The organism is Verrucomicrobium sp. 3C (genome assembly GCF_000379365.1).
Lineage (GTDB): Bacteria > Verrucomicrobiota > Verrucomicrobiia > Methylacidiphilales > Methylacidiphilaceae > Methylacidimicrobium.
This window is the reverse complement of record NZ_KB901878.1, coordinates 38,769-53,741: the sequence shown is the minus strand read 5'-3', so window position 1 is coordinate 53,741 and position 14,973 is coordinate 38,769. Positions and strand designations below refer to the sequence as shown.

13 protein-coding genes, 1 tRNA gene and 1 pseudogene are annotated in these 14,973 nt (G+C 62.0%); 4 read left to right on the top strand and 11 right to left on the bottom strand.

Going from position 1 to position 14,973, the window contains the following annotated elements; genetic code table 11:
* The first annotated feature begins 272 nt into the window (after positions 1-272).
* On the top strand, positions 273-482 hold the full coding sequence (locus tag A37A_RS21615) for a hypothetical protein (RefSeq protein ID WP_018292143.1): 210 nt from the start codon (positions 273-275) through the stop codon (positions 480-482).
* 150 nt (positions 483-632) lie between these two features.
* Here A37A_RS21615 and A37A_RS0114160 read toward each other — a convergent pair whose 3' ends face one another.
* The 10 genes and pseudogenes from A37A_RS0114160 to A37A_RS20280 all read right to left on the bottom strand — a co-directional run bounded on the left by A37A_RS0114160 (position 633) and on the right by A37A_RS20280 (position 11,245).
* Positions 633-2,213 (bottom strand): glycerol-3-phosphate dehydrogenase/oxidase, encoded by a 1,581-nt coding sequence (locus A37A_RS0114160; protein ID WP_020494499.1) that lies wholly within the window; start codon positions 2,211-2,213, stop codon positions 633-635.
* Entirely contained in the window at positions 2,210-3,709 is a 1,500-nt protein-coding gene (locus A37A_RS0114155) for a glycerol kinase GlpK (RefSeq protein WP_026195857.1), read from the bottom strand. The genes A37A_RS0114160 and A37A_RS0114155 overlap by 4 nt, the downstream gene beginning before the upstream one ends.
* 31 nt (positions 3,710-3,740) lie before the next feature.
* Positions 3,741-4,742: an NADP-dependent oxidoreductase gene (locus A37A_RS0114150; RefSeq protein ID WP_026195856.1), complete on the bottom strand. Its 1,002-nt coding sequence runs from the start codon at positions 4,740-4,742 to the stop codon at positions 3,741-3,743.
* 524 nt (positions 4,743-5,266) lie between these two features.
* A complete protein-coding gene (locus tag A37A_RS0114140) occupies positions 5,267-6,616 on the bottom strand; it encodes an IS1380 family transposase (protein ID WP_051076311.1) in 1,350 nt (449 codons plus the stop codon).
* Between the two features lie 272 nt (positions 6,617-6,888).
* Positions 6,889-7,461, bottom strand: a complete 573-nt coding sequence (locus A37A_RS0114135) for a YdeI/OmpD-associated family protein (protein WP_155996708.1) — start codon at positions 7,459-7,461, stop codon at positions 6,889-6,891.
* A gap of 8 nt (positions 7,462-7,469) precedes the next feature.
* Positions 7,470-7,670: an integrase core domain-containing protein gene (locus A37A_RS0114130; RefSeq protein ID WP_020494496.1), complete on the bottom strand. Its 201-nt coding sequence runs from the start codon at positions 7,668-7,670 to the stop codon at positions 7,470-7,472.
* 200 nt (positions 7,671-7,870) lie between these two features.
* Positions 7,871-8,761: pseudogene (locus A37A_RS22110) on the bottom strand (pirin family protein).
* A 105-nt stretch (positions 8,762-8,866) separates the two neighbouring features.
* Positions 8,867-9,421 carry a dihydrofolate reductase family protein gene (locus tag A37A_RS0114115; RefSeq protein WP_026195854.1) on the bottom strand — a complete coding sequence of 185 codons (555 nt, stop codon included), beginning with the start codon at positions 9,419-9,421 and terminating at the stop codon, positions 8,867-8,869.
* Between the two features lie 348 nt (positions 9,422-9,769).
* The gene (locus A37A_RS0114110; RefSeq protein ID WP_020494493.1) at positions 9,770-10,081 is read right to left on the bottom strand and encodes a hypothetical protein; all 312 of its coding nucleotides are present in this window, start codon (positions 10,079-10,081) and stop codon (positions 9,770-9,772) included.
* Positions 10,082-10,615: 534 nt separating this feature from the next.
* Entirely contained in the window at positions 10,616-11,245 is a 630-nt protein-coding gene (locus A37A_RS20280) for a hypothetical protein (RefSeq protein WP_155996707.1), read from the bottom strand.
* Positions 11,246-11,532: 287 nt separating this feature from the next.
* Between A37A_RS20280 and A37A_RS17740 the strand changes: the two genes are divergently transcribed.
* The 3 genes from A37A_RS17740 to A37A_RS0114080 all read left to right on the top strand — a co-directional run bounded on the left by A37A_RS17740 (position 11,533) and on the right by A37A_RS0114080 (position 14,581).
* A complete protein-coding gene (locus A37A_RS17740; protein ID WP_018292128.1) occupies positions 11,533-12,618 on the top strand; it encodes a GlxA family transcriptional regulator in 1,086 nt (361 codons plus the stop codon).
* Positions 12,619-13,067: 449 nt separating this feature from the next.
* On the top strand, positions 13,068-13,886 hold the full coding sequence (locus tag A37A_RS0114085) for a YggS family pyridoxal phosphate-dependent enzyme (protein ID WP_051076312.1): 819 nt from the start codon (positions 13,068-13,070) through the stop codon (positions 13,884-13,886).
* A complete protein-coding gene (locus A37A_RS0114080) occupies positions 13,883-14,581 on the top strand; it encodes a glutamine amidotransferase (protein ID WP_018292125.1) in 699 nt (232 codons plus the stop codon). Before A37A_RS0114085 ends, A37A_RS0114080 begins: the two co-directional genes overlap by 4 nt.
* A 48-nt stretch (positions 14,582-14,629) precedes the next feature.
* Here A37A_RS0114080 and A37A_RS0114075 read toward each other — a convergent pair.
* Positions 14,630-14,700, bottom strand: a tRNA-Gly gene (locus tag A37A_RS0114075).
* Positions 14,701-14,973: the final 273 nt, after the last annotated feature.

Genomic DNA, 14,973 nt, shown 5'->3' with positions numbered 1-14,973 from the left:
CGGGGAAGGCCGGTTCTGGTGGAAGCTCGACGAGAAGGAGATTGCCAAGGAGCAAGCCACCGACGGCTGGTATCTGCTGGAAACCAATCTGCCCCCCACCGAGGCGTCCGCCAAGGAGGTCCTGGCCCACTATAAAAGCCTCGGTAAGGTCGAGCAGGCGTTTTGCGAATTAAAAAGTTACCTCGAGGTCCGGCCGGTCTTCCATTGGCGGCCTGATCGGGTCCGGAACCACGTGAGGATCTGCTTTCTCGCGTATTGGTTGACGGCTCGTTTTGGCCGCCGAGTGGAGCAAGCTCGGTGTTTTCGAACACGTTCCTGCGCTCCTGCGCCGCCTCCAAGCAATCCGCCTCGGCGTTCTCTCCGAGGAAGGCAAGCCGATCGTTCGTCTTTTGAGCAAGATTCCTCGGGAGCTGAATCGGCTCCTGGAAAAACTTCGTCTGCTCCCGCTCTTCTCCCAGCCGCCGGCCTGGGCAGCGATGTAGCCAGTAGCGGAAAGGCCTGTTCTTCCGCATCAATGAGTTATGCTGCTACTCAAGGGAAGTCAGGCTAGTCCAGGTCAGAGACGCCGAGGGGGAACCGGTCTGAGCGCAATGGTTCGGGAGTCTCGGTTTCAGGGGAAGGCGAAAGCCAGATCAGCGATCGGTGGAAGGGAGCTCCGGCGGGAGATAGGCCTGCGCGGCTTTTTCGAAAGCAGCAAGCTCGGCCTCCCTCCACGAATCTGGGCGGCCCAACTCGCGGGCGAGAAGATCGGCGAGCCGGGGTGCCGCCTTGAGGGCCGCTCGAGCGTCCAGAAAGAGCGCGCGAGTCCGACGAGCCAGCAGATCCTCCAGACCCAACGCCCTCTCCTTCCGGATCCCCCAGAGGATCTGGGCGACGGCGTAGGGGAGCGAGGGATGGATCGGCTCCGCTGCTCCCGTCTCCTCGGCGGCTAGCCCTTCGATCTCCTTTCCTTCGCTACCGTAGACCGAAAAGGAGGAGTGGCCGCTCCTTCCCTTCTCGCAGGCGCCATGGAGAGGGAGCATCGCCGTCTGGGAGGGGCGGTGCGCGAAGCCATGCGCGCGCTCGGCAAAGTCGATGCACTCCTCCCCCATCTTCCGATAGGTCGTCCACTTCCCTCCTGCCAGGGTGATGAGACCGGAAGCGGAGACGCAGATTGAATGCTCCCGGCTCAACTGCTCCCGCGGATGAGTTCCCGGCTGCACCAGAAGAGGTCGCAGGCCGGAAAAAGACGCCACGGCTTTGGCGGAGGAGACCGACGGCAGGTAGGGGGAGACTTCCGAGCATAAGCGCTCGGCTTCCGACGAAGAGATGCTGGGGGACTCCTCGGGCTTGTCGACCGGAACCTCGGTCGTGCCCAGCAGGACCCGGTCCAGCCAAGGGATGACGAAGATGACTCTGCCGTCGGAGGCTTTCGGGATCAGCATGGCGTCTTTGCCCGGCAAGAGCGATGCCGGGAAGACGAGATGGCTGCCCCGGCTCAGCGCGAGCCGGGGAGTGGCATCCGGCTCGTCTAGGGCACGAATCTGATCGGAAAAGATCCCGCCAGCGTTGACCACGATTCGGGCCGAAAGCGGCTGCTCCCGGCCCGAGAGCCGATCGAGAAGGACCGCGCCCGTGATCCGTCCCGCTGGTTTGGAGAAGCCGACGATCTCGGCCGCGTTGAGGGCGACTCCGCCGTGGTCCTCGAGCGTGCGGAAGAGCGTGATGGCCAGCCGGGCATCGTCAAACTGGGCATCCCAGTAGAGCACTCCACCCCGCAATCGATCGGTCCGGAGAGTCGGCAGCCGCTCGATGGTCTCTGGGCCGCTGAGCCGCTCCACCCTGCCCAGCCGGTGGGGTCCGGAAAGGCCTTCGTAGAGTCGGAGTCCCAAAAAAAACCAAGGGATTTCCGCGCTCCGGTAGAGCGGAAGGACAAAGGGGAGCGGCTGCACCAAGTGGGGCGCATTGCGGAGGAGAAGCCAGCGTTCCCGGAGGGCTTCCCGCACCAGGTGGAGCCGCCCTTGCCGGAGATAGCGGACTCCTCCATGGATCAGCTTGCTAGATCGGCTCGAAGTTCCGCTGCCGAAGTCGCACTTCTCGACCAGGAGGGTCCGGTAGCCGCGGCTGGCCGCCTCCAGGGCGGTGCCCAGGCCGCTCGCCCCGCCGCCGACAACCAGGAAGTCCCACGGCCGGGAGGAATCTCCGACAAGGTCGAGTGCCGCCTCCCGCGTCATGGTGGACTCGGCCCGGGCTCCTCCGTTCTCCAGCCTCGAGCCCGATCGATCGCGCTCTTCCACTCCTCGCGCTTGCGGAGACGCTCCCGTGGATCCAGAAGGGGCGAAAAGATCCGGTCGATCTGCCCAAAGGAGCTCCGCTCTTCCGGAGAGGAGAAGAAGCCCGCTTCTCGGCCTGCGAGGAGACCCGCCCCGAGAGCGGTCGCCTCATGGCAGCCGGAGCGGGCGACCGGTAGGCCGAGCAGGTCGGCCTGCATCTGAAGGAGGAGATCGCTCTGAGCCGCACCTCCGTCGACCTTCATTTCATGGAGGGGCGCTCCGGTTGCCCGGCCCATCGCCTCGATCACGTCGCAAACTTGGTGAGCGACTCCTTCGAAGACGGCACGGGCGATCTGGGAAGGCCGGGTTCTCCGGGTGATCCCGATCAGGAGTCCCTCCGCCGAGGGATCCCAATACGGGCTTCCCAGCCCGGTGAGAGCCGGGACGAAGACCAGTCCTTCGGTCTCGCGGGCCTGGCGCGCCATCGCCTCGACCTGGGCAATGTTCGACGCTAGCCGCAAACCATCCACCAGCCACTGAACGGCGGCTCCGGCGACGAAGACGCTTCCTTCGAGTACGTAGTCCGTCTGCCTGGCCAGCCTCCAGCCGGAGGAGATCAGGAGGCCTTCCGCGGCCGCCAGAGGCCGATTCCCTAGATTCATCAGCGAGAATGCCCCGGTCCCGTAGGTCGTCTTGAGGCCACCCCTACCCCAGCAGAGTTGGCCGTAGAGGGAAGCCTGCTGGTCCCCCAGGACCGCAAGGATCGGAATCCCCTCCCAGAAGCCCGTCCCCTTCCCGAAGAGTCCGGCCGAGGGGAGCATCTTTGGCAGAAGGGAAAGAGGCGTTTGAAAAAGCGCCAGGAGCTCTTGGTCCCACCGGTGTTCATAGATGTCGTAGAAAAGAGTCCGCGAAGCGTTCGACTCCTCGGTGGCGTGGACCTCCCCTCGGGTTAGCTGGGCCAGAAGCCAACTATCGACGGTTCCAAAGCAGAGGCGGTTGAGACGGCTCGAGAGCATCGGAAGGTTCTCCCAAACCCAGAGGAGCTTGGTCCCCGAAAAGTAGGGGTTCAAGCGGAGGCCGGTCTTTTGCCGGATCGTCTCTTCCCAACCACCCTCGCTCAGTCGGCGGCAGAGAGCGGTCGATCGACGATCTTGCCAAACCAGGGCGTTTCCCACCGGTTCGAGGCTCCGCCGGTCCCAGAGGAGGAAGGTCTCCCTCTGGTTGGCGATGCCGATGGCGGCAATCTGCCGGGGCTTGACCCCGGCCCGCTCCAGGGCGTCGCGCGCCGCCTCCTCTTGCGATCTCCAAAGCACTTCGGGGTTCTGCTCCACCCATTCGGGCTTCGGGGTAAGGACCGAAACCGGCCGCTGCGCCTTCGAGACGATCGCTCCTCTGCGATCGAGAAGCAGGGCGCGGGAACTCGTCGTGCCTTGATCGAGAGCGAGGATATATTCCATCGGCTTGCTCTCCCGCGTGGCCAAAAGGCCGCTAGATCGCAACGACTAGTTTCCCCAGAGACTTCCCTTGAAAAAGCCCGAGAAGAGCGGCAGGGGCGTTTTCGAGGCCTTCGACGATCGTCTCCTCGTAGCGAAGCTTTCCCTCGGCGGCCCAGCGCTCCAACCGTCCGAGGGCTTCCAGCCAGCGATCGAGCCGATCGCCGACGATGAACCCTTCCAGCCGCACTCTTCGGGAGAGGAGGAAGTCCCAGCCCTTCGGGCCTGGCGTTTCCGGCCGGTCATAGGTGGAGATGTGGCCGCAGAGGACAATTCGGGCAAAGAGATTGAGCAGCGGGAGCACCGCTTCGAGAATGGTTCCGCCCACCCCATCAAAGTAGACATCGATCCCCTCGGGAACGTTTTTCCGCAGATTGCCCGATAGGTCGCCCGCCTTGTAGTCGACGGCGGCGGCAAACCCGAAATCCTCCACGATATGGCGGCACTTGGCACCTCCTCCGGCGACTCCGACCACCCGGCAGCCGTGCATCCGGGCAAGCTGCCCGGCCGCGCTTCCGACCGCTCCGGAGGCTGCGGAGACGACGACGGTCTCCCCTGCCTTGGGGCGGCCGATGTCGAAGATGCCGAGGTAGGCCGTCACTCCTGGCATGCCGGCGACCCCGAGATAGGCGGCAAGAGGCAGCCCGCGCAGGCCGACCTTCCGTGCGCTCTCCCCGCGACAGATGCCGAAAATCTGCCAACCCAGATAGGTCACCACCTTGTCGCCCGGGAAAAGCTTCGGGTCGCGAGAAGCAATCACTTCTCCGGCTGCCCAACCGGGCATTGGCTCCCCAACGGAAACCGGCTGGGTGAAGGTGTCCCCGCCGCCGGCCAGCAGTCGCTGGTAGGGATCGACCGAGACAAAGCGGTTTCGGACCAGGATCTCCCCCGACGCAAGCTCCTCGGAGAACTCCCTGGTCCGGACCGTGAAGTCGTCCATCCGGAGCGCCCCCGCCGGCCGTCGGGCCAAAAGAACCTGTTTGTTCTGAAGACTCATCGCTGTCTCGATCCTTGATCGGCGGCGCTTGCCCTTCAATCGATTTTTGCAAGAAATGCCGCTGAAGCCGCCCAAGGAGTTTGCAAAAAAGGCAATTGGCAAGAGGTGGTTGGAAGCTCACCGCGTCCAACCCGCACGGTCAAGGGCGCCTTCCGGCCCGAAGGCGCCCTTCACGACCGTCCGCTGTGGGGAATGCAAACGGAGTGAATCGACAATGTCCGATACGGTCCAGATACGGTGCAAACGCCGACGCGAAGCCTAAACTGCCTCGCCATCACTTCGCGAAGAACGTCTTTAACCGCCATTTCTCACCAGTACGGGCTTTCGCGCGGGAGGGGTGCTGGTCGAGTCGCTTGCGAGCAGTTCCGGCCGCCAGGATCTCCTCGTGAGGCAGGATCGAGCAAGATTTCCGTTCGATTTGCCGTAACACGAGCACTGCAAAGGGCAAAAAGCCCGTTGTGGAGCAAGGCTCCGCCCGATCGTAAGCTTTGCGGAAGGAGAAGAACCGCGGTTTTGACACCTGCTCAGCAACGCAGGACTCGGAAGGCGTGGATAAAGAGGCTTTTCCAAGGATAGGCGCTGCTCATCGAGAGGAGGACGCGGCGGACGCTGACTCGGACCAGGGTGCCGATCTTAAAGAGCTTGAGCCGGAGGGTGTCGACCTGGGCCTCGGCCCAGTCCGTTCCTCGCAGACCCAGCCGTCGCAGCGCTTCGACCAGGGTGTAAGCGAGAGCCGAGAAGTAGAGGCGAAGTTGGTTGCTGGCCATTTGCGCGGTCGAGAGCCGGTCGGCAAAGAGGTAGAGCTGTTCCTTGATCCGATTCTCCATGTCGCCACGAGCACAGTAGAGCTTCTCGTAAAGGTCTTGGACGGGCCACTCCTCGGAGGAAAGAGAGGTCACGACAAAGCGCGGATTCTCTCCCCTTTCCAGGTACTCGGCTTTGGCGACCACTCGGCGCTCTCTCGACCAAGTGCTCAAGGTCCGATAGGTAAACTCGGTAAAGAAACGAGCCGGCTTGCCACTCGACTCGCGCAGACGACGGGCTTGCTCCATCGAGGCCTCAATGGTCCGGCACACGCGCTCGTTGCGGGCCAAGCCGAAGAGGTAGTCGACTTGATTGGCTTCGCACCAGGCCATGATCTCTTCCCGGCAGAAGCCCGAATCGGCCCGGAGCACGATCTTGACTCCAGGCCAACGGCTACGGAGTTGTCCCACGATCCGGCTCACCTCCGTAAGGGAGCCCGCCGACGCATCCTGGTTCGATGGCCGAAGCCGGACGCCAAGGAGTTGATCGTCGGCGAAGATGTAGAGCGGCAAATAGCAGTAGGAGTCGTAGTAACCATGGAAGAAGCGCTCCGGCTGGTGTCCGTAAAGAGGAATGTCGGTCGCATCCAGATCGAGCACCACCTCCTCGGGGGGCCTGGGGTGCGATTCGAGGTAGAGATCGACCAGAAGCCGGTCGATCGCTTCGGCCGAGTAGTCGATCTTGTGGTAGCGCTTGCTTCGACCCACCAGCTCCAGCCGGTTGAGCGTGCTCTTGCCTGCCAGATCCTCCTCCAGATCGCTTTTCCCGCTCAGGAGAGCAACCAACGGATCGGTCCGCAACTGCTCATGGTCGTTGAGGTCTTCGTAACCCAGCGTAATCCCGAAGACGCGCTGGGCGAGCATCTCCCGTACCCGATGCACAATGCGTTTCGGATGGCGCCGATCCCGGAAGCAGCCCTCCAGCCGTCTTAACAAACCGATCTTCCGATCAGCTTCCCGCAACAGGATTGCGCCCCCATCGCTTGAGATCCGACCCGCGGTAAATCCCGCTTCCACTCGTCGCGAAAAATGATCTGTAAACGCAAAAGTCTCTTGGATACACTCTGTCATCGAAGGCCGTTTCTTTTTTCTGGTTGTAGTAACGTGTTGTTAACGCACTTATACCAGGGAAAGACGGCCTTTCCTATGCCCTTTTGCCGGATTTTTTGCCTCCCCCTATGCTCGTACGGGTGAGATATGCAGGTTAACAGTCGTGCCGCTCCCTCAAGGCCACGCTCGGTGACCATCACCAGCTTCGTCTTGTGGACCGGGTCTTCGATCCGACCTTGCCGGCAGAGGCAGCCGATTGGAGCGACTGGTTGGGCGCAAACGATACACGCCGGCTACTCCATTGCCTCGGGAGCGCTGAGGCTTTTGCTATAGTAGCCGGATTGATCAAAACAACAAACGCGTTTCTTTCCTTTGGCCAGCATGTCGCAGGCATTCTCTACGCGGCTTTTTCGCGTCTTCGCCTGCTTCGCAGACTCAACCCAGTGAACCCAGTCTACGCGTGCGAGGGTTGTCGTGGCCTCCCAAGTAGCCTTGGCTTCCGGGCATCCATCGATGACTTGCCGCAACTCCTCCGGTGGTATGGGCTCTGGCTCAGGATTCAGTGGAGAAATTTGAACGGTGACCGTTTCCCCAAACTCCGCGCCTGCCGCTTCGCGTAGATCCTTGTCCACCCGGAGCCAGTGGCTAAGCCGGCCGTCCGGTTCGAGCGTGGCTTGGAACGGATGGCCGTTGATGGTGCCCTGAACCGAAGTTCGGCCTCGCCTCGGCAGAACTTCGCTTGCGTTCTTCGGTAGCACAAGAAACGCCCATGCATCATCGTTACCCGGCTTTGCTGGGCGCATCAGCTTTGCTTTGAATGTAGGCGAATCCGTGCTTGCCAAACGTCCTCCGAATTTAGGCTGCATTGATTACTTCAGTCGCAGCGGAACAGCACTGCCTTGTAGCTGCGCGGGGAGAATCCCGCGTTCCGCCCAAAATGGTCGGGAACACTGTCCCGTCCTCCATTGACATCTGCGGAAACGGAGTTCGGTGTTCGGTAGCCCAGCGACTGGTGCGGACGCTCGCCGTTGTAGAAGGCTAAATGCTCCGCGAGACGGCGCGTCCACTCGGTCACTGGGTCGTTGGCGCGTCCGCTTGCTGGTCTTGTCTCTCCTTCCAGTGGCTTCCTGCTCAGCTTAACCACTGATCGAATGGATGAAGCAGTTTCATTCGCGGTCATAAGAGAACTGGAATGCCGGCCGTATCGCCTGTCTCGACGAACAAGTTCATGAAGGTGGCCACAGTATCCTGGACGCGCCCGCTCATCGCGTTCACTCATGGCAAGTGTCCCATCTTGCCGCTTTGGCAATCCGCTATCGCCTGGCGAATCTCCAGCGGGCTGTTCATGACAAACGGTCCGCTCCCTACGATGGGCTCCTCAATCGGTTCGCCGCTGAGGAGCAGGGCCGTCACACCTTTCGCGCTGTCAATGCACATGCTCGTCCCTGCACGGTCAAACAGTCCGACCTCCGCCTCCCCGATCGGCTCGGAGTCGTTCACGCGCAGCACGCCCTTGAGCACCACGAGCGCCGTTGTCCAGCCGTCCGGCACCGCAAGGTCTGTCCGCTGATCACGAGCGAAACGGAGATCCCAAAGGTGCATGGGCGTGAAGGTCTTAGCTGGCCCACTTGCCCCGGCGAACTCGCCTGCGATCACGCGCACGGTTCCGTGATCATCAGGCAGATTCACAGCGGGAATCTGGCGATTCAGGATGCCTTGGTAACGCGGTGCCACCATCTTGTCTTTCGCGGGCAAATTGACCCAAAGCTGCACCATTTCAAACATGCCGCCGCGCCGGGCGAAATCACGGCCATGAAATTCTTCGTGAACCAGGCCAGATGCTGCGGTCATTCACTGCACGTCGCCGGGGCCGATAGTCCCGCCGCCTCCGGAGGAATCCCTGTGCTCCACTTCGCCTTCGTAGACGATAGTCACTGTCTCGAACCCGCGATGCGGATGCTCGCCGACTCCGCGGCGCTCGTCCGTGGACGAGAACTCCATGGGGCCGGCGTAATCGAGAAGCAGGAACGGACTGAGAACCGGTCCCAGGTTCGGGTAGGCAAAAAGTGTTCGGACTGGGAAGCCATTGCCTACCCAGTGACGGTCGACGCTGCGCTGGATGCAGCGCAGCTTCTTAACGGATTTCTCTGCGTTCGTTGCTCGCATCGGTTATGCCCTCGTTAGCTTCGGCTCGATCTGCTTCCTGAAGCTGGACTTCCCTCTTGTTGCCGCCTAACGCCTGAATTAAGCAGCGTCGGCTTGAATGAATGGTTAGCCGCGCTCGCGCCGGTAGTGCATGGCGACCGCGCCGCTGCAGAGCGGCTTCGCGGAGACCAGATCGAGCCGTCGCGCACAAGACAGCCCACTCTGGTACAGGGTCGGGCCGTGGCCGGCGATCCTAGGGTGGACGAGGAACATGTACTCGTCGATCAAATCCAGCCTATCCAGCTCGGTCGCGAGCTTGCCGCTACCAAGGAGCACACCAGCCGGAGTCGCGTCCTTCAGTTTCTGCACCTCCGTGAGAAGGTCGCCGGCGATGTGGTGGGTATTGTTCCACCGAAAGTCCTTTCGCGTCGACGACACCACGTACTTCGGCTTAGTCTCCAGCTTGAGCGCCCACTCGCGAATCGCCGGCGGTGCCTCCACGCCGCCTCGGGCAACTGCCGGCCAGGAGCTCTCCATCATCTCGTAGGTAACGCGGCCCCACAGCATCGCCCCGGCTTCGTCCATGAGGCGGGTGAAGAAGGCGTGTGTCTCGTCGTCGGCGATCCCCTCCCGGTGGTCGACGCAACCGTCGAGGGTGACGTTGAAGGTCAAAAGCCCCATGACTGCGAATTCCTCGTAGCGGCTAACGCAAATTGTACGGTACCCGGAGGCCAACATAACATTCTGCCAGGCAATCTAACATGCAGCCCCCGTCATGAACATCTCGACTTCCACGTAAGTGCTTAGGTGCTCGCCGTGTGTCCGACCAATGGAAGCGGCTTTAGGGAGCAGTTCAGCCACGATGCCGCCCGGATCCGGATGCCCGACGATCTCTTCCCTGCAAAAAGCAGTTCGATTGGGAACGCCTTCCATCAAAGATTGCCAATCGCCGAAAAAAAGAGTGGCTGCTCCCGTGAAGGAGCAGCCACCTTTTTTCGGAGAGAGGGTAAAAACGGCAGCGCCGTCGGGCTAGCCCAGGATCCCCTTCTCGACCGCTTTCCGGAACTCGACTTCCGCCTTGGCCTGCGCGACTTTCGCCTGCCAGCCGGCTCCCATGGATGCCACGAACGCATCCGCTCCCTTTTCGAGGTGAGCGCCGTACTCCTTCCGGATCTTTTCTTTCAGGATTTCGGTCACGACCTCCTGCCAAGCCTTGCAGCCGGCGGATTTCCACATGTGCATGACATGCTCCATGAGGTCGCCCTCTCCGTGGCACTTTTCAGCTTTTTCATCGTGGCAGCTCGTCTCTTCGCAGCAGCTCTTCTCTTCGCAATGGCTCATTGTGCTATTCTCCTTGGTTGTCCTTCTTGAATCGCCGGAGCCCTCTGCTCTGCCGAGCAAGCGCCGTCGCGGATGATTCACCGGCGAGTCTGCCAGCGTCGGGAAGTGTCCGCTAGGGTGTCCAAGGACAAACTTCGGGCCAAAAACGTCAACTGCTTTCTTTCCCGTTGGTTGACGTCCCACTCTCCCTGAACCTCCCCATAGCTAAAGCCAGGGAGTTCTAGGAAATAGAGATCCGGCTTTCCGGGGCTCTCGCTTGCGCTACAGCATCCCCGGCCTCGCTGGAACGGACGCCGCCATTCGGCGGGCGACCGCTTTCCCGTTTTCCCCTTCGACGGGCGATCAGCTCTGAGATTCTTGACGTGCGGTCGGGACAGTCCGTCCCGTCTCGCTGGTTCTTTCACCCTCGACATCGCCCGTCGCAGAGCGGTTCCGCATCCGGCTAAGCCTTCCGCCCCTGGCCAGTGTATGCCTGCTCACGAGGCAGTCGACTGCCTCCCGCGCCTCTGCTCCCGAAAGCGCGAGCATTGGGCGCTATCTGGGCTTTGCCGGCGAAATGCCGGCACGCGAAGCGTCGGCAGCGCTTTTCGGCCGACGTCCTGGACGGGCTTGCCTGGTAGGAGAATGGTTGTCTAGGGTTTTAGGAACGGTGAAGCCCCCTCTCCACTGCTCCTGGTCGCTCTTCTCGCTATGCGGCGCGTCGCGGGGAAACGACCAAACCTCCGGCCCGCGGAAATGCACGATCTCTGCCCACCGCGACCAGGTTTCAAAGGAGCTGGTCGGTCCCGGAAAAAGGCTCCGGGACGGGATCGAATACTGCTTGCTGATCGCCCTCAAATAGAGGTGTCCGTTCGCTCCGAGGAGATACCGCCCCTCGAGCTGCCGAAGTGCGACCTCGGCAAATGCCCTGGAATAGGGATCCCGCGGGCATAAGCAGGAAAGCCCGGTAGCGATGTTGTAGGAATGCCCGTCGGGAACCGCGCTCACGCCGGTCGGCAGTCCGCCGCCCATTTGTCCAGGGATGACGCCGGAACGGTTGGATACGCAGTGCTGTGGGGACGGGTCATCAAGGTGGGGACGGTTCAGGTAGAAGGGAGCGGCCATCCCAGCCAGCGCCCCGGACGCCAGGATTAGATTTCTGGACGTTGCTGCAGGACTATTCATGAGGATCTATTTCCGCTTGCCGTTCCTAGAACAGAAGACCGACAGAAGACCGTGGACTCTGGTGAGAGGCATCTGCCCATCCACTTATTCCCTGAGTGTTCCCCTGCGCATCGGAAGTCCGGCGGCGCGCACCCCAACCGAGCAACGGTGCTTGAACCGATCCCATTAGCTTGCCAGTACCCGGAACGGCCTTCCAGGGTGTCCAAGGACAAACTTCGGGTTAAAAACGCCAATCCATCCTTCTCCATTGGACCGAGGCGGCTTTCGATTCTATTCTTTGCCAAGCGATGGAGCCCATCCGCCCACTGACCGCAGCGATTCCCCTTCTCTCCGGCGCGAAGCCCGTGGCGGTTGTTGGCCCCGCGCACCTCATCGAGCGGATGGGGGTCACTGCGGGCACCCCGTGCACGGGGAATGGCCAAGGTCGCTTCCGAGTGCTTTTGGTCTCCGCGGACGGGATGTCGGTCGAATACGGACCGGTGGTGATTCGATCCGAGGGCGCCATTCAGGAGACCGGCGCTCCCGATTTGATCTATGTTCCGGCCCCGGATGTGGATTTTGAGGAAGCATTGCGTCGCAACCGCCCCTATCTCGATTGGATGCGGGAGTGCCACGCCCGGGGCACCATCGTCACGAGCTCCTGCACGGGGGCGCTCTTCTTGGCCGAAGCGGGACTGCTCGACGGACGCCAGGCGACGACCCACTGGTGTCAGGCCGATTTCTTCGCCTCCCGTTATCCCAAGGTGCACTGGCAAATCTCCCGCATGGTCGTCGAGGACGGCAGGGTGATTACCGCAGGCGGGGCGACAGCCTATCTCAACCTGATGATCAAGCTCGCGGAAAAGTTCTTCGGCCGCGCGCAGGCTCTCTCGGTTGCCCGGTTCATCCTGGTCGACTCCGAGCGGGACTCCCAGCTCCCCTACATGGTTCGTTGGAACCGGCAGGGGCATGGGGATAGCATGGTCCAGAAGGCGCAGGAGCTTCTTTCCCAAGATCTCGCGAAGCCGATAGTGCTTCCGAAGTTGGCGGTCGCATGCGGGGTCAGCCCCCGCACGCTCCTGCGCCGCTTTCGGACAGCGGTGGGCGAGAGCCCGGGGAAATATCTCCAAGGAGTGCGCATCGAGAAGGCCAAGGATCTCCTCGAAAGAACCGATCGAACCGTGGAGGAGATCGTCGCGGAGGTCGGCTACGACGATTCGCGCTCCTTTCGCCGTCTTTTCCGGCGGCATGTCGGGATCTCACCGAAACGATATCGGCGCAAGTACTCGCTCTTTCCCGCCGAACCGAAGCTGGAGGAGCCATTCGGAGACCATGTCGGCCATCACGGCACGCCAGGACACGGGATCGCGGTGGAACAGAATATCCCTGTGTAGACTGCATATCGCACAAAGTTCGTACCCGAGGCGCCGCGAATGGGCCTGGATGCAAGACGGGGCACAGGTTTTTCCCGGAGCGGTATGACGACATGCTGCGAGGACGGAAAACCAAGTGCCAACGATGGAGCCAAGTCTATTTCGCAAGCCGCAGGGGAACGCTTGGGAGATAGGCAGTCTTTAAGCCCCCCGGTCGTCTTCCACCGTCTCCACCATGGCATCCAGCTACCGAGGAGTGCCATCCCCATGGCCGACGAAGCGGCGAAAGAAGCGGCCAGCCTCCTAATCGGCTACGTCGGCAGCGGAATGCGGCCTCGGAAGGCCAATCGACCGGCAGGCGCTCGGTGGCCAATGCTCGGGAGGAAAACCGATTAGGTGCTTTTCTGATGGTTTTCCTTTGCCGCAGGGCAGCCTATATCTTGTCGCATGCCAAATCGAGGAGCACGTCGGTGAGTCCATTGTCCAGAAACGAGCAGAGGCGTTCCTACCCGATTGCGCAGAGCGTTGAGGATGTTCGGCGCAACCTGGAAGTGGTCCGCAAGCGCATCGCCGCCGCCTGTTCACGCGTCGGGCGCAACCCGGCCGAGGTGCGCCTCCTGCCGGTTAGCAAGACCGTGCCCGTGGAACGCATCCGCCTGGCCTACGCCGCCGGTTGCCGCGAGCTAGGAGAAAACAAGGTGCAAGAGGCGCAGCGCAAGGCCGAAGCGCTGGCGGACCTCGCCGACCTGCGCTGGTCGATCATTGGCCACCTCCAGACCAACAAGGCCAAGACCGTAGCCCGCTTCGCTTCGGAGTTCCAAGCCCTGGATAGCCTGCGGGTGGCCGAGGCCTTGGACCAACGGTTACAGGCCGAGGGGCATGGGCTCGACGTGCTGGTGCAGGTCAATACCTCGGGGGAAGCCAGCAAGTTCGGCCTGCCGCCCGCCGAAGTGGCTAGCTTCGTGCGGAAGCTGCCCGCGTTTTCTGCCTTGCGAGTGCGTGGACTCATGACCCTAGCGCTGCTCTCGGACGATCCGGCGCGGGTCCATCGCTGCTTTGCCTTGATGCGGGATCTGCGCGTCCGTCTGCGCCAGGAGGCTCCGGGAGGCTTCGGCATGGAGGATCTCTCGATGGGGATGTCCGGCGACTTCGAGCTGGCGATCGAGGAAGGCGCGACGATCGTGCGCATTGGCCAGGCCATCTTCGGCTCTCGCCCCACGCCCGATACGGACTACTGGCCCAATCAGGATCGGGCCTCGACATCAACCTCATCGGAGCATACGCCATGAAGACCGCCCTGGCCTTGCGCCACATCGATTTTGAAGACCTCGGCACACTCGAACCGCTGCTGCGCGAGCGCAGCTTCGAGGTGCGTTATCTCGACCCTGCCGTGGAGGATCTGTCCCAGGTGGATGCGATCGCAAGCGATCTGGTCGTCGTGCTGGGCGGCCCGATTGGCGCCTTCGACGACGCGCTCTACCCGTTTGTCGCGGACGAACTGCACTTCATGGAACAGCGCCTGGCCAGCGGCCGACCCCTGTTGGGCATCTGCCTGGGCGCGCAGTGGATCGCGCGCCTACTGGGCGCCGCTGTGGTTCCCATGGGCTTCAAGGAAATCGGATTCGGCCCACTGACGTTGACGGACGATGGTCTGGACTCGGTGCTCGCGCCGCTGGCCGGCGTGCCGGTGCTGCACTGGCATGGCGACCGCTTCGATCCGCCCCCGCGCAGCCGGCTGCTGGCTCGCACCGAGCGCTGCGCAGAGCAGGCCTACGCGGTTGGCGATCCTGTGCTCGGGCTCCAGTTCCATCTGGAGGTCGATGTCGGTCGGATGGAACGGTGGCTCGTCGGCCACTGCTGCGACCTGGCCCAAGCTGGCATCGACCCGCGCACGGTGCGTGCGGAGGCAAAGCGGCATGGAGCGGCGCTGGCGGAAGCGGCCCGGCGGACGATTGGAACTTGGCTCGACTGGAATAACCTGTAAGGAGCAGCCGGAAATCGCAGCGAGAAGCTCGCTGGCTCGTGGAAGGGGAGCGGGTGAAGGGAATCGAACCCTCGCTACAGGCTTGGGAAGCCCGTGTTCTACCACTGAACTACACCCGCACAGCAGGAGGAAATGCTCCCTTCGATCCGACAAATTGTCAAAAGCATTTGTGAGCCTGCCTCGACTCATCCCAGGGCCTTTTTTTATGAACGGTCAAGTGATTCCGCGCCAGGGAGGGAAAGAAAGGCTAGACATGAGGCGACTTTTTCGATGCCATAGGCTCGATGAAACAGCTTTTCCATTTAAGAGCCGATGGGGCAAGGGATTGCGGACTGGAAGTTTCGATTGCCAGTTCTCCCGAAGAAATCGAATGGTTCGATGGGCAGTTGAAG

Bases quoted from the DNA above. Each gene is read 5' to 3' on its own strand.
- A37A_RS0114160 (WP_020494499.1), bottom strand. From the start codon at position 2,213: ATGACGCGGGAGGCGGCACTCGACCTTGTCGGAGATTCCTCCCGGCCG.
- A37A_RS0114155 (WP_026195857.1), bottom strand. From the start codon at position 3,709: ATGGAATATATCCTCGCTCTCGATCAAGGCACGACGAGTTCCCGCGCC.
- A37A_RS0114150 (WP_026195856.1), bottom strand. From the start codon at position 4,742: ATGAGTCTTCAGAACAAACAGGTTCTTTTGGCCCGACGGCCGGCGGGG.
- A37A_RS0114140 (WP_051076311.1), bottom strand. From the start codon at position 6,616: ATGACAGAGTGTATCCAAGAGACTTTTGCGTTTACAGATCATTTTTCG.
- A37A_RS0114135 (WP_155996708.1), bottom strand. From the start codon at position 7,461: ATGCAGCCTAAATTCGGAGGACGTTTGGCAAGCACGGATTCGCCTACA.
- A37A_RS0114115 (WP_026195854.1), bottom strand. From the start codon at position 9,421: ATGGGGCTTTTGACCTTCAACGTCACCCTCGACGGTTGCGTCGACCAC.
- A37A_RS0114110 (WP_020494493.1), bottom strand. From the start codon at position 10,081: ATGAGCCATTGCGAAGAGAAGAGCTGCTGCGAAGAGACGAGCTGCCAC.
- A37A_RS20280 (WP_155996707.1), bottom strand. From the start codon at position 11,245: ATGAATAGTCCTGCAGCAACGTCCAGAAATCTAATCCTGGCGTCCGGG.
- A37A_RS17740 (WP_018292128.1), top strand. From the start codon at position 11,533: ATGGAGCCCATCCGCCCACTGACCGCAGCGATTCCCCTTCTCTCCGGC.
- A37A_RS0114080 (WP_018292125.1), top strand. From the start codon at position 13,883: ATGAAGACCGCCCTGGCCTTGCGCCACATCGATTTTGAAGACCTCGGC.